The organism is Mycobacterium sp. RTGN4 (assembly GCF_033804635.1).
Classification (GTDB): Bacteria; Actinomycetota; Actinomycetes; order Mycobacteriales; family Mycobacteriaceae; genus Mycobacterium.
Genome location: NZ_JAPZLB010000001.1, coordinates 509,013 through 531,698 on the forward strand (window position 1 = coordinate 509,013; position 22,686 = coordinate 531,698).

22 protein-coding genes are annotated in these 22,686 nt (G+C 66.2%); 13 read left to right on the forward strand and 9 right to left on the reverse strand.

The features are described 5' to 3' along the window. Positions 1 to 2: 2 nt before the first annotated feature. The 6 genes from SLQ30_RS02450 to SLQ30_RS02475 all read right to left on the reverse strand — a co-directional run bounded on the left by SLQ30_RS02450 (position 3) and on the right by SLQ30_RS02475 (position 7,883). Positions 3 to 1,634 (reverse strand): AMP-binding protein, encoded by a 1,632-nt coding sequence (locus SLQ30_RS02450; protein WP_319445237.1) that lies wholly within the window; start codon positions 1,632 to 1,634, stop codon positions 3 to 5. Next, positions 1,634 to 2,764: a Rieske 2Fe-2S domain-containing protein gene (locus tag SLQ30_RS02455; RefSeq protein WP_319445238.1), complete on the reverse strand. Its 1,131-nt coding sequence runs from the start codon at positions 2,762 to 2,764 to the stop codon at positions 1,634 to 1,636. The genes SLQ30_RS02450 and SLQ30_RS02455 overlap by 1 nt, the downstream gene beginning before the upstream one ends. 123 nt (positions 2,765 to 2,887) lie before the next feature. After that, positions 2,888 to 5,275 (reverse strand): CoA transferase, encoded by a 2,388-nt coding sequence (locus SLQ30_RS02460; RefSeq protein WP_319445239.1) that lies wholly within the window; start codon positions 5,273 to 5,275, stop codon positions 2,888 to 2,890. A gap of 10 nt (positions 5,276 to 5,285) precedes the next feature. Then, positions 5,286 to 5,744 carry a VOC family protein gene (locus SLQ30_RS02465; RefSeq protein ID WP_319445240.1) on the reverse strand — a complete coding sequence of 153 codons (459 nt, stop codon included), beginning with the start codon at positions 5,742 to 5,744 and terminating at the stop codon, positions 5,286 to 5,288. Next, a complete protein-coding gene (locus SLQ30_RS02470) occupies positions 5,741 to 6,904 on the reverse strand; it encodes a hypothetical protein (protein WP_319445241.1) in 1,164 nt (387 codons plus the stop codon). The genes SLQ30_RS02465 and SLQ30_RS02470 overlap by 4 nt, the downstream gene beginning before the upstream one ends. A gap of 37 nt (positions 6,905 to 6,941) precedes the next feature. After that, positions 6,942 to 7,883, reverse strand: a complete 942-nt coding sequence (locus tag SLQ30_RS02475; RefSeq protein WP_319445242.1) for a metal-dependent hydrolase — start codon at positions 7,881 to 7,883, stop codon at positions 6,942 to 6,944. A gap of 186 nt (positions 7,884 to 8,069) precedes the next feature. Between SLQ30_RS02475 and SLQ30_RS02480 the strand changes: the two genes are divergently transcribed. The 9 genes from SLQ30_RS02480 (at position 8,070) to SLQ30_RS02520 (ending at position 14,341) form a co-directional block, all read left to right on the forward strand. Then, positions 8,070 to 8,627: a helix-turn-helix domain-containing protein gene (locus tag SLQ30_RS02480; RefSeq protein WP_319445243.1), complete on the forward strand. Its 558-nt coding sequence runs from the start codon at positions 8,070 to 8,072 to the stop codon at positions 8,625 to 8,627. Between the two features lie 131 nt (positions 8,628 to 8,758). Continuing rightward, on the forward strand, positions 8,759 to 9,811 hold the full coding sequence (locus SLQ30_RS02485; RefSeq protein ID WP_319445244.1) for a phosphotransferase family protein: 1,053 nt from the start codon (positions 8,759 to 8,761) through the stop codon (positions 9,809 to 9,811). A 60-nt stretch (positions 9,812 to 9,871) separates the two neighbouring features. Continuing rightward, complete coding sequence (locus tag SLQ30_RS02490; protein ID WP_319445245.1) at positions 9,872 to 10,786, forward strand: hypothetical protein; 915 nt, start codon at positions 9,872 to 9,874, stop codon at positions 10,784 to 10,786. 54 nt (positions 10,787 to 10,840) lie between these two features. Further along, complete coding sequence (locus SLQ30_RS02495; protein WP_319445246.1) at positions 10,841 to 11,368, forward strand: hypothetical protein; 528 nt, start codon at positions 10,841 to 10,843, stop codon at positions 11,366 to 11,368. A 77-nt stretch (positions 11,369 to 11,445) separates the two neighbouring features. Next, positions 11,446 to 11,922: a polyketide cyclase gene (locus SLQ30_RS02500; RefSeq protein ID WP_319445247.1), complete on the forward strand. Its 477-nt coding sequence runs from the start codon at positions 11,446 to 11,448 to the stop codon at positions 11,920 to 11,922. A gap of 67 nt (positions 11,923 to 11,989) precedes the next feature. Then, entirely contained in the window at positions 11,990 to 12,706 is a 717-nt protein-coding gene (locus SLQ30_RS02505; protein ID WP_319445248.1) for a Clp protease N-terminal domain-containing protein, read from the forward strand. A gap of 40 nt (positions 12,707 to 12,746) precedes the next feature. Continuing rightward, positions 12,747 to 13,160, forward strand: coding sequence for a PPOX class F420-dependent oxidoreductase (locus SLQ30_RS02510; RefSeq protein ID WP_319445249.1), 414 nt, complete (start codon positions 12,747 to 12,749; stop codon positions 13,158 to 13,160). Positions 13,161 to 13,249: 89 nt separating this feature from the next. Next, a complete protein-coding gene (locus SLQ30_RS02515; RefSeq protein WP_319445250.1) occupies positions 13,250 to 13,774 on the forward strand; it encodes a hypothetical protein in 525 nt (174 codons plus the stop codon). A gap of 6 nt (positions 13,775 to 13,780) precedes the next feature. Then, on the forward strand, positions 13,781 to 14,341 hold the full coding sequence (locus tag SLQ30_RS02520; protein WP_319445251.1) for a GNAT family N-acetyltransferase: 561 nt from the start codon (positions 13,781 to 13,783) through the stop codon (positions 14,339 to 14,341). Here the strand turns inward: SLQ30_RS02520 and SLQ30_RS02525 are convergent. Then, a complete protein-coding gene (locus SLQ30_RS02525) occupies positions 14,310 to 15,083 on the reverse strand; it encodes an FkbM family methyltransferase (protein ID WP_319445252.1) in 774 nt (257 codons plus the stop codon). The two genes, SLQ30_RS02520 and SLQ30_RS02525, sit on opposite strands and share 32 nt — an antisense overlap. A 58-nt stretch (positions 15,084 to 15,141) precedes the next feature. Continuing rightward, positions 15,142 to 16,173 (reverse strand): cell division protein ZapE, encoded by a 1,032-nt coding sequence (zapE, locus tag SLQ30_RS02530; RefSeq protein ID WP_319445253.1) that lies wholly within the window; start codon positions 16,171 to 16,173, stop codon positions 15,142 to 15,144. 34 nt (positions 16,174 to 16,207) lie between these two features. Between zapE and SLQ30_RS02535 the strand changes: the two genes are divergently transcribed. Genes SLQ30_RS02535 through msrB form a run of 4 tightly spaced genes read left to right on the forward strand, consistent with a single transcriptional unit; the run spans position 16,208 to position 20,387 of the window. After that, positions 16,208 to 16,993: a pyrimidine reductase family protein gene (locus tag SLQ30_RS02535; protein WP_319445254.1), complete on the forward strand. Its 786-nt coding sequence runs from the start codon at positions 16,208 to 16,210 to the stop codon at positions 16,991 to 16,993. A 37-nt stretch (positions 16,994 to 17,030) separates the two neighbouring features. Beyond that, a complete protein-coding gene (locus tag SLQ30_RS02540) occupies positions 17,031 to 18,599 on the forward strand; it encodes an alpha/beta hydrolase (RefSeq protein WP_319445255.1) in 1,569 nt (522 codons plus the stop codon). 20 nt (positions 18,600 to 18,619) lie between these two features. After that, positions 18,620 to 19,936, forward strand: coding sequence for an arabinofuranan 3-O-arabinosyltransferase (gene aftC, locus SLQ30_RS02545; protein ID WP_319445256.1), 1,317 nt, complete (start codon positions 18,620 to 18,622; stop codon positions 19,934 to 19,936). A gap of 43 nt (positions 19,937 to 19,979) precedes the next feature. After that, positions 19,980 to 20,387 (forward strand): peptide-methionine (R)-S-oxide reductase MsrB, encoded by a 408-nt coding sequence (gene msrB / locus SLQ30_RS02550; protein ID WP_319445257.1) that lies wholly within the window; start codon positions 19,980 to 19,982, stop codon positions 20,385 to 20,387. Here msrB and SLQ30_RS02555 read toward each other — a convergent pair. After that, complete coding sequence (locus tag SLQ30_RS02555; protein WP_319445258.1) at positions 20,350 to 22,683, reverse strand: putative bifunctional diguanylate cyclase/phosphodiesterase; 2,334 nt, start codon at positions 22,681 to 22,683, stop codon at positions 20,350 to 20,352. The two genes, msrB and SLQ30_RS02555, sit on opposite strands and share 38 nt — an antisense overlap. Positions 22,684 to 22,686 lie beyond the last annotated feature (3 nt).

A 22,686-nucleotide genomic window follows, 5' to 3' on the forward strand; every position in this document is an offset into this window, starting at 1 on the left:
CTTTAGCGGTCGAGCACGTAGCCGTGCGCCTCGCGGTCCCAACTGTCCGTACCGATGCCGTCAACACGCAGCAGATCCTTGCGCACGCGCCCCACGATGTTCCTTGGCAACTCCGACACCACGCGGACGTAACGCGGAACGCAGAAGTACGGCATCCGCTGCGCGCAGTAGTCGAGCAGGCCACACGGGTCCAACTCGGTCCCGGGGACGACACCGAGTACGACGAGGATGTCCTGCTCGCCGAGCGCACTGGGGACGCCGACGGCCGCAGCCTCGGCGATCCCCTGGTACCCGGTGACGACCGTCTCGACCTCGACCGACGAGACGTTCTCGCCGCGGCGCCGGATGGCGTCCTTCACACGATCCACGTAGGTGAGGTTCCCCTCTGCGTCGAGGCGCCCCAGATCGCCGGTCCGGAACCACTCGTCGTGGCGGCGTACGAACAGCCCCGCTTCCGACGCCTCGACGTAACCCTGACTCATCACCTCCGGTGAGCCACCGCGACAGGCGATTTCGCCGACTGCGTCCGCCACGGGCCGGCCATCGGCGTCCAGGATCGCCACCTCGAAGTCGTCGTTCGTCCGGCCGGAGGTTCCCGGTACGCCGTCCTCACCGACTGCTTTGACCGCGATCGGGAAGGCCTCGGTGAGCCCGTACATCGTGACCACCCGGCAGTCATATCGCCGCTCGATTGCGCGATGGAGTTCAGCGGGGATCGGGGCCGCGGAGATGAACCGCAGCCCGGGCGCGCGGTCGGTCGGGGTGACGGGCAGGCTCCACAGCATCGAGACCATCGCACCCGCGCCAACGAAACCCACAGCGTTGCAGCCGCGGAGCTGATCCCACACCTGCGTCAGCCGAAATGCGGCTGCCAACACCGTTGTGCCGCCGACCAATAGCGGCGCGAGAATCGTAGCCACCGCGCTCAGGTGATAGAGCGGCATCGCCGACCAGATCACCTCGCCCTCGGCGAACTCCCAACTCGAGGCCACTGTCGCGGCCGCCGTGAAGAGATACTGCCAACTCGTCGCCACGGCCTTCGATGGTCCGGTGGTTCCCGACGTGAAGAACAGGGCGGCCGTGTCAGATGGGCTGAAGCCAAGCGCCGCCGGTGGATTCGCCGTCGAGGCGGCACCAAGTAACTCGGTGATGGACCTGATGATGAGACCGGACTCCCCCGCCGCGACAAGCTCGTCTGACAACACGGTGTGCAAGAAGTCGAGTTCGCCCGCCACCTCGAGCACGCGCAGGCACCGCTCGGCGGTGTCGGTGACGACGACCTTGGCGCGCGAGATCGCGAGCGCGTGTCGCAGGTAGTCGCCCTTGTTCGCGGCGTTCACCGCGGCAGTTACCGCACCGATGCGCGCAGCGCCCAGCCAGAAGTACACCCACTGCGGAGTGGAGCCCGCGAAGAGTGCCACCGTATCGCCGCGGGAAACACCCAACCCGAGAAGGACATTCGCCGCCGTGTTTGCCCGGTCACGCATCTGGGCGAAGCTGATGGCGACGCCGTCCACGACCAAGAGGCTGCGATCGCCGAACTCGGCCGCGCGAGCGTCCAGCACCGCCGCGACGGTGCACTCGTCAACTCCGTAGCGGCGTGTGGCGGCGCAGGTGTCTCCGCCGCCGGACATCACGCGCTCGCGGCGGCCGGATCCGGCTCACCGTCGGGCAGATATCCGAAATCGTCGGAAGCGGCCTCTACACCCGGATAGAAGCGATGCGCCCAGCGCCTCAGCGCGGCATAGTCGCGGGCTTCCTCAGGGGCGAGGTTGGGCTTCTCGAGGTACTTCATGTTCTCCCAGGTGAAGAAGTCCTGCTTGATGACTTCCTGTTGCAGCGCAATGAATTTCGCCGCCCGGCCCGTCGGCACGTCGCCGGTGTCGCCGGGTTCACGCACCGAGGCCTGGGTGTAGAAGTAGTCGGTGTACTCCTCGTCCACCGGAGTCTGGCCGGTGACCTCGATGGTCTGGACGAGTTCCTTGGGAAATCGCACGATGCCAAGCCCGAGTGAGTAGTTGTCGTAAACGATGTGAGCGTCCACGGGGCCATCCGGGGTCAGCCACGTCGCCGCGCGCCCGCCGCCGAAGTTCGCCGTGACCGTCGCGTGCAGGTGGTATCCGTTGGCGTCGAACGACGTTGTGGTGGCCGCGCTGTCGGCCTTGTGCACGAATTGCACGTGATATGGGTCGGCGGCGTTCTCGATGATCATCTGCGCGTGCACCTTGACCCGGTTGACCATCCGGGAGTGCGGGTGCAGCGGATAGTGGTCGCCACCCTCGAGGTCGGGCAGTACCGGTGGCCGCCAGTACGGCGCCCGACCGTGGCGTTCGTGCCACACCACAATGAATCCGTACCACTCCTGGCAGGGATAGGTCTTGACGCGGACGTTCTGCTTGCAGCCGATCTTGCTGTACGGAATCAGCGCGTTGGTGCCGTTGCCCCTCCACTGCCAGCCGTGCCAGGGGCAGACGATGTGTTCACCCTCGACGGTGCCACCGACGCCCATGTTCGCGCCGAGGTGAAGGCAGTACGCGTCAAGCACGTTCACCGCTCCTGATGCGGTCCGGAACATCACGAGTTCCTCGCCGAAGTAGTGCATGCGCTTGACCTGACCCACGGCCAGGTCCGAGGCGAAGCCCACGATGAACCATCCGGTCGGGAAGCGGTACGGCGACAGGGCGATCCCCGAGGTCCCGAACTCCCGTTCCGAGGGATCGCCGGACACCAGGTCGGCCGCCGAATCAGAAACTGTATTAGTCACGTCAACTCCTCCGACGTCGGGCCAATGATCCAACGTTATGGGCCCGGCGGACGTGCCGTGCCGCAGTGACTGAATTCTATTCTTACTATTATTAGCTTTAAGCGTCAATCATGACGCAGGACGTCACAAGCCGATCGGCCTGGTGCCGATGACCCTGCCCGCAGCGAGCCGCGCGAGTTCCTCATCGGACACCCCACACAGCCGACCGAGTACCTCGGCGGTGTGCTGGCCGAGTGTCGGCGCGGAAGTCCGCAGCCACCGCCCACCCGTTCCGGCGATCGGTGCAAACGGCGGCCGGGGATACACGCATGGGCCCGAACTCGGATGGTCGAGCGGTTCGAAGTACCCACGGAAGCGCAGTTGCTCGTTGTCCGTCACCAGCGACGGCGAGCCCACCGATGCGGCGGGCACCCCCACCGCCGCGAGCTGCTCGACGACGGCGCCGGCGTCCTGCGCGGCGAACCACGTCGCCAGCCGCTCGTCGACGAGGTCGGCGTGAGCCCGGCGGGCTGAAACGGTCGCGAACTCGTCTTCGTCGACCCAGTCGGGCCTACCCATCACCCCCGTCAGCGCGCCCCATTCGACGTCATCGCGCACGGTGACGGCCACCCAGTCGTCGGTGCCTGCGCAGCGGTAGACGTTCTGGGTGGCCAGTCCGTGACTGCGGTTGCCCTGACGTTCCATCACCCGCCCGAAGGCCTGCGCCTCCAGGGTCTGCACGGCGGTCACGTTGAGCACCGATTCGATCATGGCCATCTCGACCAGCTGGCCCTTGCCGGTGCGACTTGTGAAGTCCAGCGCGGCGAGCAGCGCGAAGGCGGCGTGCGCACCGGTGAGTGGGTCGCAGACCCCGCGCGGCGGAATCGGCGGATCCTCGGGAAGGCCTGTCAGCCAAGCCATTCCGGCGATCTGTTCCATGGTTGGGGCAAATCCCACCCGGTCCCGCCACGGCCCGTCGAGTCCGAAGGCAGGCATCCGCATGACGACCACGCGGGGGTTCACCGCCAACAGCGCGTCGGCTCCGAGTCCGAAGTGCTCCATCACGCGTGGCGAGAAGTTCTCGATGACGGCGTCGGACTCCGAGACGAGCGTCTTGAGCAGGCGGATGCCGTCCAGGGATTCCAGGTTGAGGGTGACGGACCGCTTGTTGGTGTTCACGGCCTGAAACACCCAGCCGTACTCCCACCAGTCGTCGACGTCCTTGCGCACGCCGCCTGAACTTCTGATGCCGTCGGGGCGCTGAATCGACTCGATCTTGATCACCTCGGCACCGAACGCGGCGAGCAGATGGGTGGCCGACGGCCCGGCCCAGAACGCCGTCAGGTCAACGATTCTCACCCCGGACAGCGGGAGCCGGGCAGGTGTGTCCACAACGGTCACGCGGTGTCGCGGAGCCCAACCGACTCCGTCGCCCGCCTCAGCCAACGCCGGTGCCGGCGCCTTCGCCGCGGGCGCGGCCAGCGTCATGCGCCACGGTGGACGTGGGCTCTGCAGACCGGAGGCGTCCTGGCTGAACACGCCGCGTTCCCGAAGGTGCAGCTGCTCGGTGATCGTGGCGCCGTTGCCAACGGCCGCCATGGGCAGCCGGAACAGCTCGCCCAGTTCGACGATCTCGTCGACGGTGTGCGCGCGCATCCACGGTCCGATGAGCTCGCGGATGCGGTCACGATGAATCCACCGTTGCAACTGGAATTGGAACTCCGGAACCTCCGCCAGCTCAGGACAATCCACCATTGCGCAGAAGTCGAGCCACTGCTGGCCGGTGATCAGCGTCATGCCGACGAAGCCGTCCTTGGCCCGTTCGATGGACGGCACTTCGATGGACCGCTGAATCGGGCCGACCTTGAGTAGGTGGGTGTGGAGCCACTCCGAGCTCTGCATGGACAGTGTCATCGCCTCGAGCAGCGCCATGTCCAGGTGGTCCCCCGGCCCTCCGGCCTGGACGCGTCTCGCCACGGCCAGTGCCGCGAACGCCGCCATGGCGCCGCCGACGTACTCGCCTACGTCGCCGCCGACAGAGATCGGCGGCCCGTCGGGCACCCCTCGGAATCCCGTTGCGCCACACCATCCCTGCAGCGTGAACTCGGTGGCCGCACGCTCGGCCCACGGACCCGTCCAGCCGAAGTCGGAGATGGTGACGACGATGCGTGGACTACCAGGCACCACCAATGTGTCCAGACCCAACCCGATGCGCTCGGCGGCGGCCCGGGTCGCGGTGAGCACCACGACGTCGGCCTTCTCGATGAGTTCGGCGACGACGGGTCCACTCGGGTCAGCGACGACACTGCGCTTTCCGGCGTTGAGATACCCGAACAAAGGCGAGTCGACGCCGGGCGGCGACTCCGACCGCGTCGCGCTATATCGGCGCAGTGGATCTCCGCGCTCGGGTTCGACCTTGACCACGGTGGCCCCGGCATCACGGAACAGCTTGCCGCAGTAGGCCCCGGCGATGCGCCCACCGAGCTCCAGCACCCGCAGGTCCGTCAACGGTGTCGGCGTGGGCCCGGCCATGAACAGTGTGCTACTTCTTCGCGTTCATCACCGAAAGCCCGCCAAGCGGAAGCAGTTCCACCTGCACCCCGTCGGGATCGACCACCGTCGCGGCCACCTTGCCCCCGGGCACCGGCATCGCCAGCGGCGTCCCGCCGAGCCCCATCGCCGCGAACCGCTCCAACACCACCTCGACGTCCACCTGCAGCGACAGCAGGAAGACGCCACGCGCCGGAGTGCCGGCCTGTGCGTCGGCGTCGGAAATGGCCGCAAGACCGAGATCGAGCAACTCGACGATGCCCGCATCGGGATGCTCGGCCTCGCCGAGAAACACCGTCCGAACCGAGGTCGTGCTCACCCCGAGCAGCGGCTTCAGGTCAGCCTCGAGCACGACATCGGCCAGTACCACCAACCCGATGCCGTCGCGATAGAACCGCAGGGATTCCTCGATGTCCCGACAACACACGCCGGCGTGATGCAACACGGTCACAGGAACGAATTCTCCTTCGTAAGGCCGCGTTCCGGAAACTCGCCGAGCGCGAACGTCTCAGCGTTGCCAAGACCCACGCCATCGCCGACCGGATCCTCGACGCGGACCAGCAGATCACGCAACTGGTGCAGCTTGCGCGCCTGCTCGGGGCTGTCACAGTTCGTCACGTGGTTGCCTTCGACGCGCAGGTCGCCGACCCATTGCCCGTAAACCCAATCGTCCCAACCGTAATAGCCTGCCGTACCAAGGTGGAAGCCACCAGGGCCTGCCGCGGTGAGCGATACCGGACGCCGAGTGCCGTCGGTCTCGATCAAGGTGATGGTGCCGTGAGTGAACCGGCGGTTGTCGTCCCGAAAGTGCAGATCCTGTTCGACATGGGCGAAGCGCTTCGACGTTCCGTCCGCGAACTGCTCCTCGGCCTGACACCGCACCGAGGTGAAGCCTTGCCCGCGCTCCTCCTGATAGAAGACGAACAGTGAATACGCGGTCCCATCGGGGCGCGTCAGCGTCATCGGCAGCCAGGTCATGAACATGTGCGTGACGCCGCGGCCGCCGCGCGGCAGCCCCGGTATCGGCTTGCCGACGCCTGGGCGCAACCCCCAGGAGTGGTCGCGTATCGAGATCCATTCGTCGGGCCCCACTTCAGTGCGGTCCCCTTGGACCTCGACCCACCCGGAGGCCACCCCAATCTGGTGGTAGCGCAACACGTTGTGGGTGACGCGAAAGGCGTCCGGGCTGCGGTCCGGCCACGGATCCTCGAGTGCGGCGTCGAAGCTGCCGCGCAGGGTCATGTCGAAGGCGATCGGCACGTGCTCATTGCGGTCGAGACTGATCCGGATGGTGCGCAACGGCTCGACCACTTGGTAGTGAATGGGCCCGACGTCGGTGCCGCACGGATCCGAGGACAACCGCCGTCCGCCGCGCACCGTCCACTGCTCGGTACCCCGGCACACCCCGGCAGCACCGTCGAAGACGCCGCGGTTGGTGTACTTTCCGACGCCGAGTACGACCTGAAGGGAGTTGTCCCTGGCGTGCGCGATCGTCCAGATCTTCTCCGTCCACGACGGATCGGACTGGCTGACCGTCGCGAACGTATCGACGATCTGATGCGTCAAACTCTCGTCATCGGCTACCAAGCCGCCGTAGTTCGTCGAAAGCAACTCAAGATCCCCTTGTCAGTTGGTCTGGCGGGCAGAGCTATTGGATCGCCTGGTCTGGCGGTCGACCCCAATAGGTCCTCATGTCGGTGCCCCGGTCGTATTCCCGCATCCAGGTGTCCGCAATGGATGGCAGCGGCTGCTCGGCCGGGTCGTGGTACGGCGCCTGGGAAAGCAGCAGTCGCCACACCATCGCGGCCAATTCCCTTGTCGGCACAGCATTGAACAGAGTTGGCGTACCCCCGTCAATCTTGGAACGCCTACGCGCACCACCTGGGCCGCGGTAGCGGAACTCGCCGATCAGCATGTCGATCGACATGAGCTCTTCGGCCGACGCCCCGCGCTCTTCCAAGGGGACGACCTCGTCGAACGTCTTGGCGATCATGGCTGAGAGGTCGCCGACGTGTTTGAAGGTGCTCTTGATGTGTTTGACCCGGTACCAAGGATCGGCGCGCAGGTGTCGATACAGCATGAGGCCGGAACTTCGGTGCTCGATCTCCTCGACGAAGTGCCACATCATCAACGACGCGACGCGTTGATCGCCGTTGCCGAACAACGCATCCCGATTGTCCAGGACGAGCTTGAACAACGGGGTGAATGTCGCCTCGAGGTTGGCGATGTAGGCCCAGTGAAATTCTGCCGGGTGCTGCTCGATCAGTTGGTCGTACGCGTTGACGGCGTCCTCGTAGCACTTCTCCAACGCCGGGTAGCGCGCGACGAGGGCCAGCATGTGCTTGCGATGGGCGGCCGCGTGCTGGGCCTCTTGCCGCAGGAACGCCTCGGCTTCTGCTGCGATGACTGGGTCCTTGTCGAACTCGTGCTGCGCCTTTCGAACCGCGCTGATGATGTACTTCTCGAACGGCACCGCGATGAAAGTGAAGGCGTTGCAGAAGTTGCTGAAGTTCGGGTTTGCCGGCTGCCACAGGAACGGCACGCTCGCGTCGAACTCCCAGCCGATCTTGCGGATTATCAAGTCCGTCATCGCCTTGTCACCCTCCCCACCGCAACACCGCGGCTAGCGGGCACCGGGCGATCGCTTCCGGCCCGGTACGTCTTGACATCGATACGGTCTGCCGTCACGCATGTTGCGAAACGCTAGTGCAGACAGGACGACGCCAGTGTGACATTATGGCCTTCAGATGTAAAGCACTGGATGGGGGTTCGAACGATGCCCAGCGAGGCGGAGCAGTCGACTCGAAAGCGCATACTCGCGGCGACCTTCGTCGTGCTGTCGCGCAGCGGGCACCGCAACTTGCAGTTGTCGGAGGTGGCCGCCGAAGCCGGGGTGTCCCGGCCGACGCTCTACCGGTACTTCGGTTCCAAACAGGGCCTGCTTGATGCGTTCGGGCTCTTCGAGCAGGACAACTTCGACGCGGGCATCGCGGCCGCGATGGCAGGGCTGCGCGGACCCGATCGGCTCGATGCCGCCCTGCAGTTCATCGTCGACTTTCAGCATGAGTACTCGGTCAGCGTGATGGTCGACATCGAACCCGAACACGTACTGGCGCAAACGAAACGGCTGCTGCCCGTCTTGGAGGAACGCATCCGGAGAATCATTCCCGGCGAGCATTCCGACATCGCCGCAGCCGCCGTGGTGCGCATCGCCGTGTGCCACTTCCTGCTCGGTGCGGACGATCCCGAGCGCTACCTCGCCGAACTGCGGCATGCCGCCGGGCTTCCACCGCGGCGCCGAAGGGTGGCACGTACCGCAGCCACGGCTAGCTAATTGGCCCCGTCGAGGGCCCAGCCGAGGATGTCGTTCCGCCACCGAAATGCGCGGCGGTGTATTACACACGGACAGTCATACGTAAGCCCGATTGACTTTACATCGAAGGATGCATATGTAAAGCTCTTTTCATGGCTGGCATTACCGTTGCCCAACGCGATCTCGTCGACACCCAACACCGCCTCGGTCAGTGGTTCGAGCAGTCGTTCGGCGAACGGGTCACGGTGTCGGAGCTCGAGCTGGCCAATCGCGCCGCCGGCTGGTCGAGCGAATGCCTGAAGTTCTCGACACGCGGGGCCGACGGATCGACCAACGACTACGTCATTCGCATCCCGCCGTCCGGTGGGGGCATCTTCCCCACCTACGACCTGGGCGCCCAGACACGCACACAAGAACTGCTGCGCGAGTACGACATCGCAACGCCGTCGCCCATTCGCTACGAACCAGACGATGCGTGGATTGGCTCGCCCTTCATCGTGATGCCCCGCATCGTGGGTCATACGCCTTCCGACATGTCGTACGCCACGCGCGGTTGGCTACACGGCGCGGGAGCGCCCGTACAGCGCCGGGTCCACGACTCCTTCCTCGGGACACTCGTTGCCCTGCACCAGGTTCCGATGGCCGCGGCACCGTGGCTGGCCCGCCCGACTGGCGTCGGCAATACTGCCGAACTGGCGTGGTGGCGGGACTACGTCGACTGGGGCACCGCTTCGAACGTGCCCGACGTCATGGCGACCGCATTCGACTGGCTCGTCCGCAACCAGCCGGAGGACACCGACGACCTCGTGCTGTGTTGGGGTGATGCTCGACTGTCCAACGCGATCTTCGACGACGACGGCGCGATCGTCGGCGTACTCGACTGGGAGCAAGCCTGTTGGTGCCCAGCCGAGGTCGACTTCGCCTGGTGGCTCGCCACGCGTCGCCAGATGCTGGAGGTCAATGGACTCGACCTCGATCCGGAACTGCCAGGGTTCGACAGTCGCGAACGCGTCATCGCCCGCTTCGAAGAGCTGATCGGTCGGCCGTTGATCGACCTGAACTGGTACGAGATCTTCGCGATGGTGCGAATGGGGTGCTGCATCGTGCGCATGCAGTCGCTGCTGCGAAGTATCGGCCAGGGGGATCACGTGCTCGCCAAGGCGCCCACCCTCCCCAGCTGGACGATCGCGGCGATCAACGCGTGATCACGAACGGCCCACTGCCGATCACCGACTAGCTGGCAAGCGAAATCCCAAGGGGCACACATGGTCACAATTGTTCGACTGCGGAGGTCGTTTGGAAAAGCGGGCCTGCTGCGCGACAGCACCGCGGCCCTGACCATCGGCCTCGTCGTCGCCGCTCTGGTGTGGGCGCTGCTCGAGCAGGTCGTCACGGTAGCGACTGGCGGGTGGAGCTGGATCACATTCGCCCAGAGTGCGATGAAGAACCTCTCCTTCGCGTTGTTGCTCGGCGGCGTCGTCGCATTGCTGCGCACCCAGCGTTCGCACGACACCCCACCCGCGACGGCGCCGCCCGCGCGCCACCGCCAGGTGTCGGCAGACGAGCTGGTACGCGACCTGGCCGACATCACCGATATCGCGGATGACCTCGGCCTGATTCCCGACGCAAGCGGGCTGGCAGCACCACGGGACAACGACACATTCGAATACCTGGACTCCGTTCGCTGGAGCCTGGCGAACTACGTGCTGCGCGGCGACCGGACCCGCCGGCTGGCGAATGCCCCCTACCTGCTCATCGAACCTGGGCAGGGCAACGACGACGACCTCGTGTGCGCCGCACGCACCCTGCGCACCCGAGCCGACCAACTTGCCGACCAGATTCAGTACACCAACACCGTCGTCTCGGATTGGCTGGTAGCCCACCGGGTCGCGGTGGCCAACCCGTGTTACCTCGACTCCAACGCGCTGTTCGACCGATACCGGCGCGGAGAGCTCGATCCGAGCGCGATCGGCGAGGACCCGCTCTACCTCTTGATCTGCCACCTGCACGACGTGCTCGAAGCCGTCGAGGACGACGTCGACGCCCCGTGGCTCGAGCCGCTGAGGGCCCAGTTAACGCTGCCACTGCGAGCCGTGCAGCAAGAAATCGCCGCTGCGATGGCATACGGCGCAGCCGCGATCGGCGTGACCCGGGCCGTCGCGAGGACGCAGGCAACCTGACCGCCACGAGCGCTGTGACCCGGCAGTTTGCGTAGACGTTCTAAGCTGTACCCCATGCGCGTAATCAAGATGGCGGCGGCGACCGCTCTCGTGCTCGGCGGGTGGAGCGCTGCGTTGGGCGTGGCAAGCGCCGATCCGCCCACACCTCCCGCGCCGTCGGGACCCAAGACGTCGATCGACGCGGATGGCATCTACAAGGTGGGCACGGACATCGCCCCCGGCACGTATGCGTCTGCGGGTCCAGTCAACGGAACGTGCTCCTGGAAGCGCGCCAGCGCCGCGAACGAGACCATAGACAACGCCATCACGAAGAAACCGCAGGTAGTGGCGATCGAAGCATCTGACGCCACCTTCAAGACCAACGGCTGCCAGGCCTGGACGCTCACCGACGCGACTCCGCCGGCGGGCATCAGCAACCTTCAGGCGCAAGCCGCCATGACCATGCTCAACGGCCTCATGGGAGGCGGCTTCCTGGGTGGCGGCGGGGGCGCAGCACCGGCGCCGGCGGCCGCGCCAGCACCGGCCCCAGCACCGACTGGGACGGGGCCACTACCAGGACCAGCGGCTGAGCCACCTGCTTGACGGGTGGGGCGGGCCGTTGATCTTGCCGTCACTCGAAATTGGTCACGACGGCGCCACGGCCTGACACCATCGTCGTCATGAGCGAACGCATCGAAGTCCAGCGCACCATCGCGGCCCCGGCGGCCGACATCTTTGCCGTGTTGTGCGACCCGCAGGGGCACGTGGCCATCGATGCATCGGGGATGCTGCAGGACGCGGACGGAGCGCCTGCCGCTGCCGTGGGCGACAGCTTCGTCGTGCACATGGATCGCGAGGCACTCAACGACTTTCCGCTCGGCAAGTACGACGTCACCGTGAGCATCAGCGAGTTCGACCAGGACCGACTCATTGCGTGGACCATCCTCGGTCAGATCAAGCCGCAGATCGGGCACGTGTACGGCTATCGCTTGGAACCCGACGGCGACTCGACGTTGGTCACGTCGTTCTACGACTGGTCCGACATCGATCAGCACTGGCGCGACGCGGGCATCTTCCCGGTGATTTCCGAGACGGCACTCCGCGCGACGCTGGGCATCCTCGATCGCACGGTGCGCCGCGGCTATCCGCGCGGCTGACCGCACCCCCTTCGGGGTGCGTCAACGCAAGGTTGACGAACCATAGCCGTCAACCTACAGTTGACGCATGACCGAGCCTTCGAAGATCACCAACCCCGTCCGCCTCGACGACCTCATCGCCGCCATCAAGACGGTGCACGACGAACCGCTCGACCAACTGACCGACGCGATGCTCGCCGCTGATGCACTCGGTGAGGTCGCAGACCACCTCATCGGCCACTTCGTCGACCAGGCTCGCCGCTCTGGCGCGTCCTGGACGGAGATCGGTCAGTGCATGGGAGTGACCAAGCAGGCCGCCCAAAAGCGCTTCGTGCCCAAGGCGCAGACGGATCCGATCGACCCCAACGACGGGTTCACCCGCTTCACACCGCGAGCGCGCAACGTGGTCGTCGAATCGCAGAACAAGGCCCGCCAGCTGAGCCATGACGAGATCCAACCGGCGCACCTGCTGCTGGGGCTGTTCGCCGATCCCGGTTCGGTGGCCGGTCGACTGCTCGAGGGTCGGGGCGTCGACGCCGACGCGGTCGCCAACGCGTTGACCATGCCGGCACCGGCCGCCGAGTTACCGGCCTTGATCCCCTTCAGCGGCGCAGCCAGAAAGGTGCTGGAACTGACGTTCCGTGAGGCACTTCGCCTGGGGCACAACTACATCGGCACCGAGCACATCCTGCTCGCGCTGCTGGAGGCGGAAGCAGGCGACGGCCCGCTGCACAGCCTCGGCGTCGACAAGCAGCGGACCGAGGCCGAGGTCGTCGCGGCGCTGAGCTCACTGACCGGGCAGTGATTCGGGAATGAAATGCACGCGCACGCGGTAGAACACAGTCATGGAACTCGATGACTCTGCCCGCGCGCTGATCGGATCCGGCGCCGACGCCACCCTGGTCACCATCAATCCCGACGGAAGCCCCCAAGTGTCCCTGGTGTGGGTGGCGCTGCAGTCGACGCCCGACGGCGACGAATTGGTCAGTGCGCACCTCGCGGAATACCAAAAGACACGCAACATCCGGCGCGATCCGCGGGTCGCCGTCACCATCGTGGCCAAGCGCCAACCCGGGCAGCAGACGCCGTATCTGACGGTCACGGGAACAGCGCGCATCGTCGAAGGCGGCGCCCCCGAACTGCTCACCGAACTGTCCGAGGTCATGCTGGGTTCCAGCGAGCACTTCCCCCCACCCAACGCGCCCGCGGGGCTGCTGACCCGCATCCACATCGACAAGGTCGGCGGTATCGGCGTATAGCCAGATCCTCGTCTGGTCGCACACGGCGTGTGACATCATGCGAGGGCAGCAAATGACCCCGTCGCTGCGCTCGCCTGGATGGAGGATCGATGCGCTGGCTGATGTCCATGATCGCCGCCATGGTGGTCGTTGCCGGATTCGTCACGGCACCGCCCGCGGGCGCCGAAGGTACCCCGATCGGGAATCTCGGTGACACGCTGCGCGTGGCATTCAAGGGCATCGTCGCCGACGTCACCGTGCACGACGTCGTGCCAACGGACCCGCCGGACGGTTACTCCCCGACTGGCTCACCGCGCTGGCGCAACGAGGGCGGACCGTGGAAGGCCAACATCACGGTGCACGTGATCCAGGCGCCGAACCCGTTCATCACGTCGGTAGCATTCGCCTTCGACGGCGTCACGCCCTACGCAGACGCGTACACACCGAAGAACACCGACGCCCCGGATGCGTTGCAGTACAAGCTGCTCAACGCCCCGCCGGGCGCGACGGTCGATGGCGCGGTCTACTGGCAGGTCTATCGCGCGCTGGTCACCAATGTCGTATTGCTTAATCCCCAGACGGGCACGCACCTGGCGCAGTGGAACATCTGGCAGCCAGGGGCGCCGCTGCCCTGACGCGGGATGTCCGTTCTGGTCACGGCGGCGACCGAGTCCGATCTCGACGACCTCGCCGACGTCGCAGCGGTCACGTTTCCGCTGGCGTGCCCACCGTCGGCCACCGCCGAGAACGTGGCGGCGTTCATCGCCGAGCACCTGTCGCGCGCGCGGTTCGCCGAGTACCTGACAGACCAAGAGCGGGTGGTGTTGTGCGGCCGTGAGCACGGCCGAATGTTGGGGTACGCCATGCTGATTCGCGGGGTCATCGCCGACGCCGAAGTCCAGCAGGCCGTCCCGCTACGTCCCGCCGTCGAACTGTCCAAGATGTATGTGCTGCCCGACGCGCACGGCGCAGGCGCCTCCACCGCCTTGATGGTTGCCGCACTCGACCGGGCAAGCGGGCTTGGCGCCGCCTGCGTCTGGCTCGGCGTCAACCAACAGAACCAACGCGCCCAACGCTTCTACGCCAAGCACGGGTTCACGCCCGGCGGCACCAAGACGTTCCGCCTTGGCGACGGCCTCGAAAATGACTACGTGTTGGTGCGACCACTGCCTACCGAGCGCGAACCCATCCGGGAGGGCTGAACAAGTAGTTGCGGAACTGCGCCGTAACGACATCGACCTCACGCCAATTTCCGCTGTCCCACACCGACATTCGGTAGCCCTGCGAGGTAAACCATGCGGCGATCTGAGGAGCAGTCACTCCGAAGCGCTCGAGGTGACGGTCCTCCACCTCGACCATCACCAACGGCTTGAGCGTCGCGATGGTGGACTGGCCGCCGCGCAGCACGTGCAACTCCGCGCCCTCGACGTCGATCTTCACGAAGTCCAACCGGTCGATGCCCAGCCGCCCGCAGAAGTCATCGAGCGTGTCGCCCTCGACCACCACCCGCAGGTGCTCCTCGAACTCGGCGTTGGAACCCAACCCGTTGGCGTGGCGCGTCACGAACGACCGTCCAGTGATGGGCACGCCCTTGCGCAGCGGCACGCTCATCACGAGTTCCTCACCGCTCTCCCCCAGCGCCACGCTGTGCCGCACGATGTTTCGACCGGTCCGCAGTCCGAGCAGCCGCGACGCCGTCGCGTGCGCGAAGCGCAACGGCTCCACGCTGTGGACCACTCCGCCGTCGCCGACCAGCCGGGCCAGTTCGGCGGTGTAGAAGCCTGCCGCGGCACCGATGTCGATGCACACGCCGCCCGCGGGAATGAGCTGGGCCACCCCCACCAACTCGCTCTCCATCCACGGCGTGGCGCGGGCCAAGCCACGCAATCCGCTGACGACCAGCGCCTGGCGCAACTCACCCAGCGATGAAACCCTTGGTGCCATTTCCCACGCTCCTCGACCTGATGGGCGGGGCTAGCTTAGCCGTGGCACGCGGAACGGCTCACGAGGTCCGACCCGCGTGGCTCAGCGCCAACAACCTCGAGGTGGCCCGCAGGTACTTCTTGCGAAATCCGCCTGCCAGCATCTCCTCGCCAAAGATCGTGTCCAGCTTGGCCCCAGAGGCCACCACTGGAATCCCAGCGTCGTACAGCCGGTCGGTCAGCGAAACCAGTCGCAGCGCGACACTCTGATCGTCCAGTTGATGGACACCGGTGACGAAGACCTCGGTGACGCCGTCGATCAACGCCAGATACCGCGAAGGGTGCATGGTCGCCAGGTGCGCGCACAACGCGTCGAAGTCGTCCAGCGTCGCCCCCTCCACTCCGGCGGCCTCGGCCCGGACGTCCGCGTCGGGTGGCGGTTCGGGGGCGGGCGGCAAGTCCCGGTGCCGGTAGTCGGGACCTTCTATCCGCACGGTGGTGAAGATGCCCGCGAGCGTGTTGATCTCGCGCAGGAAGTCCTGGGCGGCGAACCTGCCCTCACCGAGTTGCTCGGGCAGCGTGTTCGACGTCGCCGCGATCGACACGCCGCGCTCAACCAGCTGCGACAAGAGCCTCGAGATCAGCGTCGTGTTGCCGGGGTCGTCGAGTTCGAACTCGTCGATGCACACCACCACGTACTCGGCCAGCAGGTCGATGCACTCGACGAAGCCGAACACCCCGGCGAGCTGCGTCAACTCGCCGAAGGTGGCGAACGCCGCAGGTCCGGCCTGTGCCGCCGCAAGCCGGTAATAGATCGACGCGAGCAGGTGAGTCTTGCCGACGCCGAACCCGCCGTCGAGGTAGATGCCGACCCCGGGCAGCACCTCACCCTTGCCGAACAGCTTCTTCTTGCCCGCCCGCCGCGTCACCGCGTCGTCGCAGAACCGCAGACCGGCCTGCACGGCCGCGGCCTGCGACGGTTCGGCCGGATCGGGCCGGTAGGTATCGAAGTCGACGGTCGCGAACGTCGGTGGCGGGACGAGCCCGGCGACGAGCCGCTCCGGGGTGACGCTCGGGTGTCGATCGGTCAGATGCGCGACAACCCCAGACATGAACGCACTTTATCGGCGTGCTGAAATTGAGCCCGTGCCCGATGCCAATGCTGCGACAGAGCTCACAGAGCTAGGCGCGGTTGGCGGGGCCTTCGATCCCGACGACGACGCGCGCCTTGCGGCCTACTACTCCTATCCGGAGGCCCTCGACCGCTGCTGGGTGCGGGCGAACATGATCTCGAGCCTCGACGGCGGAGCCACCGACGACGGCAGCTCGGGCGGCCTCGCGGGCCCCGGTGACCGCGCCGTGTTCTCACGGATGCGAGAGGAGGCCGACGTCATCCTCGTCGGGGCTTCCACGGTGCGGATCGAGAACTACTCCGGCGCGCAGATGTCGGTGGCCCAGCGCCAGCACCGTCAGCGCCGCGGGCAGGCCGAAGTGCCCCCGATCGCCGTCATCACCGGATCCGCCGACTTCCAGCACGACGCCAAGCTGTTCACCCGCGCCGAGGTTCCGCCGCTGATTCTGACCAGCCGCGAAACCGCGACGGAAGTGCGCCACCGACTCGGTGCGGTGGCCGAGGTGATCGACGCGTCGGGACCGCAGCCCGACCGGGTCGACGCGGGCGTGGTGCTCGACATCCTCGACAAGCGCGGGCTGCGGCGGGTGCTCACCGAGGGTGGGCCGTCGCTGCTGAGTCTGTTCATCGAGCGGGACCTGCTCGATGAACTGTGCGTGACGATCGCCCCGATCCTGGTGGGCGGCCTCGCCAGACGCATCGCCACCGGACCAGGAGAGGCGCACACCAGGATGCGACGCAGCCACCTGCTCAGTGATGCCGAGGGCTACCTCTACACCCGCTACGTGAAGGAAGACTGAAGTCAGAACGCTCCAGCAGATCGCTACTGTGGTCAGCATGCGTCGGGACCGTCAGCTACTCCGGGCTCTGAGCCTGTCCGTCGTGGTGTCGGCAGTGCTCGCCGCGTGCGCGCCGGGATTGGCCGCCAACCCGCGCTATGCGACCGACTCCGGCGGCGGCTCCCAAGCGCAACCGGAGAGCACGCCTCCGCCGTCGGGCCCGCCGCCCATCGAAGCTCCCAAGAATGAACTGTCGTGGCGAGACTGCACGTCAAAGGTCTTCAGCGATGCCTCCGTCCCGGCGCTCCCCGGCATCACCCTGCAGTGCGCCAACTACGACGCCGACCTCGACCCCATCAGCGGCGCAACCGGCACGGTCAGCATCGGCGTGGTCAAGGCGACGTCGACGGCAACGCCGTCCGACGCAGGCCCGCTGGTGATGACGACGGGCACTGACGTGCCAACGTCGGTGCAGCTTCCAGCGTGGCTCAGCCGCAACGGCGTCGACCTGCTGAAGACCAACCCGATCGTCGCCGTCGACCGACGCGGAACCGGCATGTCGGGTGAGCTCGACTGCCGCGACGTATTCGACCGGCAGGAGATGGTCGACCAGGCGCAGTTCGAATCGGGCAACGACCCCGTCGCCAACCTCGCCGCTGTCGTGCAGACCGCCACCACTAGTTGCACCGACACCATCGCCCCTGGCGATTCGGCGTACGACAACGCGCGCGCCGCCGAAGACCTGGAACGGCTCCGCAGTACTTGGGACGTCCCGACGCTCGCCCTGCTCGGCATCGGGAACGGCGCTCAGGTAGCGCTGGCGTACGCGGGCATTCATCCCAACAAGCTCGCCAGGCTGATACTCGACTCACCGCTGCCGCTGGACGTCGCCGCCGAGGCGGCCGCCGAACAGAAGGTCAAGGGTCAGCAGGCCGCACTGGACGTGTTCGCCGCCCAATGCGCCGCCGTTGCGTGCGCGCTCGGCCCCGATCCGAAGGGCGCCGTCGACGGGTTGCTGACGGCCGCCCGAGCCGGACGCGGTCCGGGAGGCGCGTCGGTCGCCACCCTCGCGGACGCGATCACCACAGCGCTCGCATTCCCCTCCACTGACCGCGTCAGCGCGACCAACAACCTCGCGAACACCCTCGCCGCTGCGCGCGGCGGTGACACCACCCAGTTGAACGAGCTCATCGCCAGGGCCGAAGCGTTGCGCCAAACCGACGGACAGTTCGTCAATTCGTGCAGTGACGCGCTCAACCGACCCACCCCCGACCGGGTGCGCGAACTCTTGGTGCAGTGGGGCAAGCTCTACCCGCAGTTCGGCACCGTCGGCGCACTCAACCTGGTGAAGTGTCTGAGCTGGCCCAGCGGCAACGCCCCACAGGGACCTAAGGATCTGACGGTCCCGGTGTTGCTGCTCGGCGTGCAGAACGACCCGATCGTCGGAATCGAAGGGGTGGCCGCGGTGGCCGCGACCGTCATCAACGCCGGCGCCCCCAACCGCAGGGTGATGTGGCAGGGCGTCGGCCATGGCGCCAGCATCTACACCCCGTGTGCGATGCCACCACTGCTCAGCTACCTGCAATCCGGCAAGCTGCCAGACACCGACACGTACTGCCCCGCCTGACTTGCCGGTCCCGGTGGCCGGTGTACGGTGCGCTGGTGGCGGTACCCAACTCTCTCCCGTCGCTTCGCTCGCCCAAGCACGCTCTGCTGAGCGCCTTTCGACCCCGTACATCCCCGCCCAGCACCGCGACGGTGTTGCGCTCGGTGTTGTGGCCCGCAGCCATCATCTCGATAATCCACCGGAGCTACGTGCTCGGGACGAACGGTTACATCACCGACGACTTCGGCCCCGTCTACCGCGCCGTCATCAACTTCAAGCTCGGCCTGGACATCTACAACGAGCACTTCGACCAGGTCGACCCGCACTACCTCTATCCGCCCGGCGGCACGCTGCTGCTCGCCCCGTTCGGATACCTGCCCGTGGACGCCTCCAGGTACTGGTTCATCACGTTCAACACCATCGCGATCGTCGTCGCCGCGTACTTCCTGCTGCGTCTGTTCAAGTTCTCGCTCGCGTCGGTCGCTGCCCCGGCCCTGCTGCTTGCGATGTTTTGCACCGAAAGCGTTACCAACACTTTGGTGTTCACCAACATCAACGGGTGCATCCTGCTGTGCGAGGTGCTGTTCTTCCGGTGGCTCCTTGACGGCAAGGTCAACCACCAATGGCTCGCGGGCGTCGCCGTCGGATTGACGTTGGTGATCAAACCGTCGCTGGCGCCGCTGCTGCTGCTGCCGCTGCTCAACCGCCAGTGGCGAGCCCTGGTGACGGCGTTCTTCGTGCCCCTGTTGTTCAACGCCGTCGGCTGGTTCATGGTCAGCGACCCGATGAACTTCGTGCGCGGCACGGTGCCCTACATCTTCAGCGTCCGCGACTACTTCAACAGCTCGATTCAGGGCAACGGCATCTACTACGGGCTGCCGACGTGGCTGATCCTGTCGCTCCGCGTGCTGTTCCTGTTGCTCGCGGTCGCGAGCCTGTGGCTGCTGTACCGCTACTACCGGGAACGCGACCCGCTGTTCTGGATGGTGACGTCGTCCGGCGTGCTGCTCATCGCGACGTTCCTGGTGACGTCGCTGGGCCAGGGCTACTACTCGATGATGCTGTTTCCCTTCCTGATGTCGGTGGTGCTGCCCAATTCGGTGATCCGCAATTGGCCTGCGTGGCTGGCGATCTACGGCTTCATGACGATGGACCGCTGGCTGCTTGGCCATTGGCCGACGACGGGCCGCTATCTCGAGTACATGAAGATCACCTACGGATGGTCGCTGATGCTCATCGTGGTCTTCTGCGTCTTGTACTTCCGGTACCTCGACGCGAAGGCCGACGGTCGCCTGCAGGACGGCATCGACCCACCCTGGATCGAGCGCGTCGACGACGCGCGGGCCATCGCCGCCTAAGTTCGAGGTTCCGCGACCTGTTGGAACTCGCTAGCGTGGAGGCATGAGTACACCCAAGGTCGAACTGACTGACGACGACTGGCGCAAGAAGCTCACCCCGGACGAGTTCGCGGTGCTGCGCCAGGCGGGCACGGAACGCCCCTTCACGGGGGAATACACCGACACCAAGACCGAAGGCGTCTACGAATGCCGGGCGTGCGGTGCCGAGTTGTTCCGCAGCTCAGAAAAATTCGAATCCCATTGCGGCTGGCCATCTTTCTTCGATCCGAAGGACTCCGACGCGGTCATCCTGAAGACGGATGACTCACTGGGCATGCACCGAGTCGAGGTCATCTGCGCCAACTGCCACAGCCACCTTGGCCACGTGTTCGAGGGTGAGGGCTACCCGACGCCGACCGATCAGCGGTACTGCATCAACTCGATCTCGCTGAAGCTGTCGCCCGCAACATAACCCCGGGCAGCAGCGTGCGCAGCTCGACGGCGGCAAGTGGCGGGCTGTAGTAGAACCCTTGCGCGACATCGCAGCCGTATTCGCTCAGGATCGCCGCGGTTGCGGCGTTCTCGACGCCCTCGGCGACGGTCGTCATACCGAGCACGTGGGCGAGCTCGACCACCGCACGGACCACCGCGGCGGCCCGCGGGTCGGCCAGTATCGGTGCGATGAACTGCCTGTCGAGTTTCACCTCGTCGATCGGAAGCTCGCACAGATAGCCGAGTGAGGAGTAGCCGCTGCCGAAGTCGTCGATGGCGACCCGCATCCCGCACGCCCGGAGCCGGTCGAGCACGGTTCTGGTGCGGTCCACGTTGTCGAGCAACAAGTCTTCGGTGATTTCGATGGTGAGCACGTCGGGGCTCAGGCCGCGGTCGTCGAGTGCGCGCAGCAACTGGTCGGGCAGCGCCACATCGCAGAGCGACGGCGCGAACATGTTCACGGCGATCGGCACCCGAAAACCGCTCGCCTGCCACTCCGCCGCGTCGTCGAGCGCCTGGCCGATCACCAATGCCGTGACCGACCGCATGAGCCCGTGTTCTCGGACCAGCGGTAGGAAATGGTCAGGACCAAGCAGGCCGCGTTCGGGGTGCGGCCATCGGACCAAGGCCTCGACGCCGACGAGCGTTCCGTCGTGGAGCCCGAACTTCGGTTGATACATCAGACTCAATTGGGCGTGATCGATGGCCTTGCGCAGCTGGCCCAACGTGCGCACCGTGGCTGCCCCATTGCGCCCGGCGCTTGCCATCGAGCCAGCCGCCAGCCCGGAATCGGCCGGGTCGACCAGATGCATCTCGGGATCAAAAGTGTGGACACCACCGGTGCGGGAGCGCTTGGCCGAATACATCGCCACGTCGGCCTGCTTCAACAACGCATCAGCGGAGGTCCCCGTGTCAGCTCCGGACGCCACCGCGAGTCCGACACTGGGCCGCAGCAAGAGGTCATGTCCGTCGATGAGGAACATCTCGTCGAAGGCTGCCATCACCCGGTGCGCCACGATTCGCGAGTGTTCGACCTTGCCCTCCATGAGCACGGCGAACTCGTCGCCACCCAACCTGGCGACGGTGTCGCCGGTGCGGACGCACCCGAGGATTCGTTCCGCGACGAGCACCAGCAGGGCATCTCCCGCGGGGTGACCCAGATTGTCGTTGACGAGTTTGAAGTCGTCGAGATCCAGGCACAGCACGGCCACTGGTTGGTCTTCTCGCTGGTGTAGTTGCACGGCGTGCATCAGTCGGTCGTTGAACAACGCGCGGTTCGCGAGCCCGGTCAACGGGTCGCGCATGGCCTGATCTGCGACCACTTCGAGCAGCCTGCGGTTCTCGCTCACGACGAAGAATTGCCGCGCCATCGCGGCGACGACCAGCATTGCCGTCGACACGAAGAGTGCGCCCATCCCCGGCGTCCTCATGACCGGCGGAGTGCACACGGCGATCGCCGCCGCCGTCGGTAGGTACGGCAGGCACAGGGCCGCTTTCGACGGCACCCGCACCGGTCCCGCATCGGAGGTCGGCTCGCGCTGGCTCACCAGTGCGGCGATGCCGATCACCAGTAAGCCCGCGATCCAACCGACGTTCACGATGCTGCCGCCCCGATGTGCATCGTGAGCGGTCACGTAGACGAATCCACTGTCCGACAGCGCCATCAGGGTGACGCCGACCGTGAGCAATGTCAGCGTCCGGCGCTGTCCGGGGCGAGCCCGCGCCAACACCAGCAAGGCCACCGCGATGACGACCAGGTCCGCAACGGGATACGCCAGGGCCAACCCGAAGGCGAAGGGGCTGGTGCCGCCCGCGTCGTATACGCCTTGGAGTACGAGGATCCAGGAGACCTGGAACAGCGCGGCGACCACGATCAGCCCGTCCAGCACCAGGCGGCCGTGCGAGTGTCCGGAGAATCCGACGGGGTACACGACCAATCCGATGCAGACGGCTATCGGGAACAGCAGATAACCGGCGTCGGCGAGCGAAGGAAACGGCGAGGTCCCCAGCACCAGCGAGTAGAACAACCACAGCGCGGAGCCGACGATCCACCCGGCAAGTCCGACGCTCACGCACCCCCAGGCGGCGCGCTTCCGACCAGCCGACGAGCGTGCGGCCACCACAGCGCACACGGTGGCGAAGATGGCAAAGACCACGCAGGCGACGTTGCAGCCGATGCGCAGCGTCGCCTCGTCACCCCAGCCGCCGATGAACCACACCGAGAGCGCGACGGCGACAGCCGTGGCAATACCCACCGGCCACGCGATTCGCCCCATCGG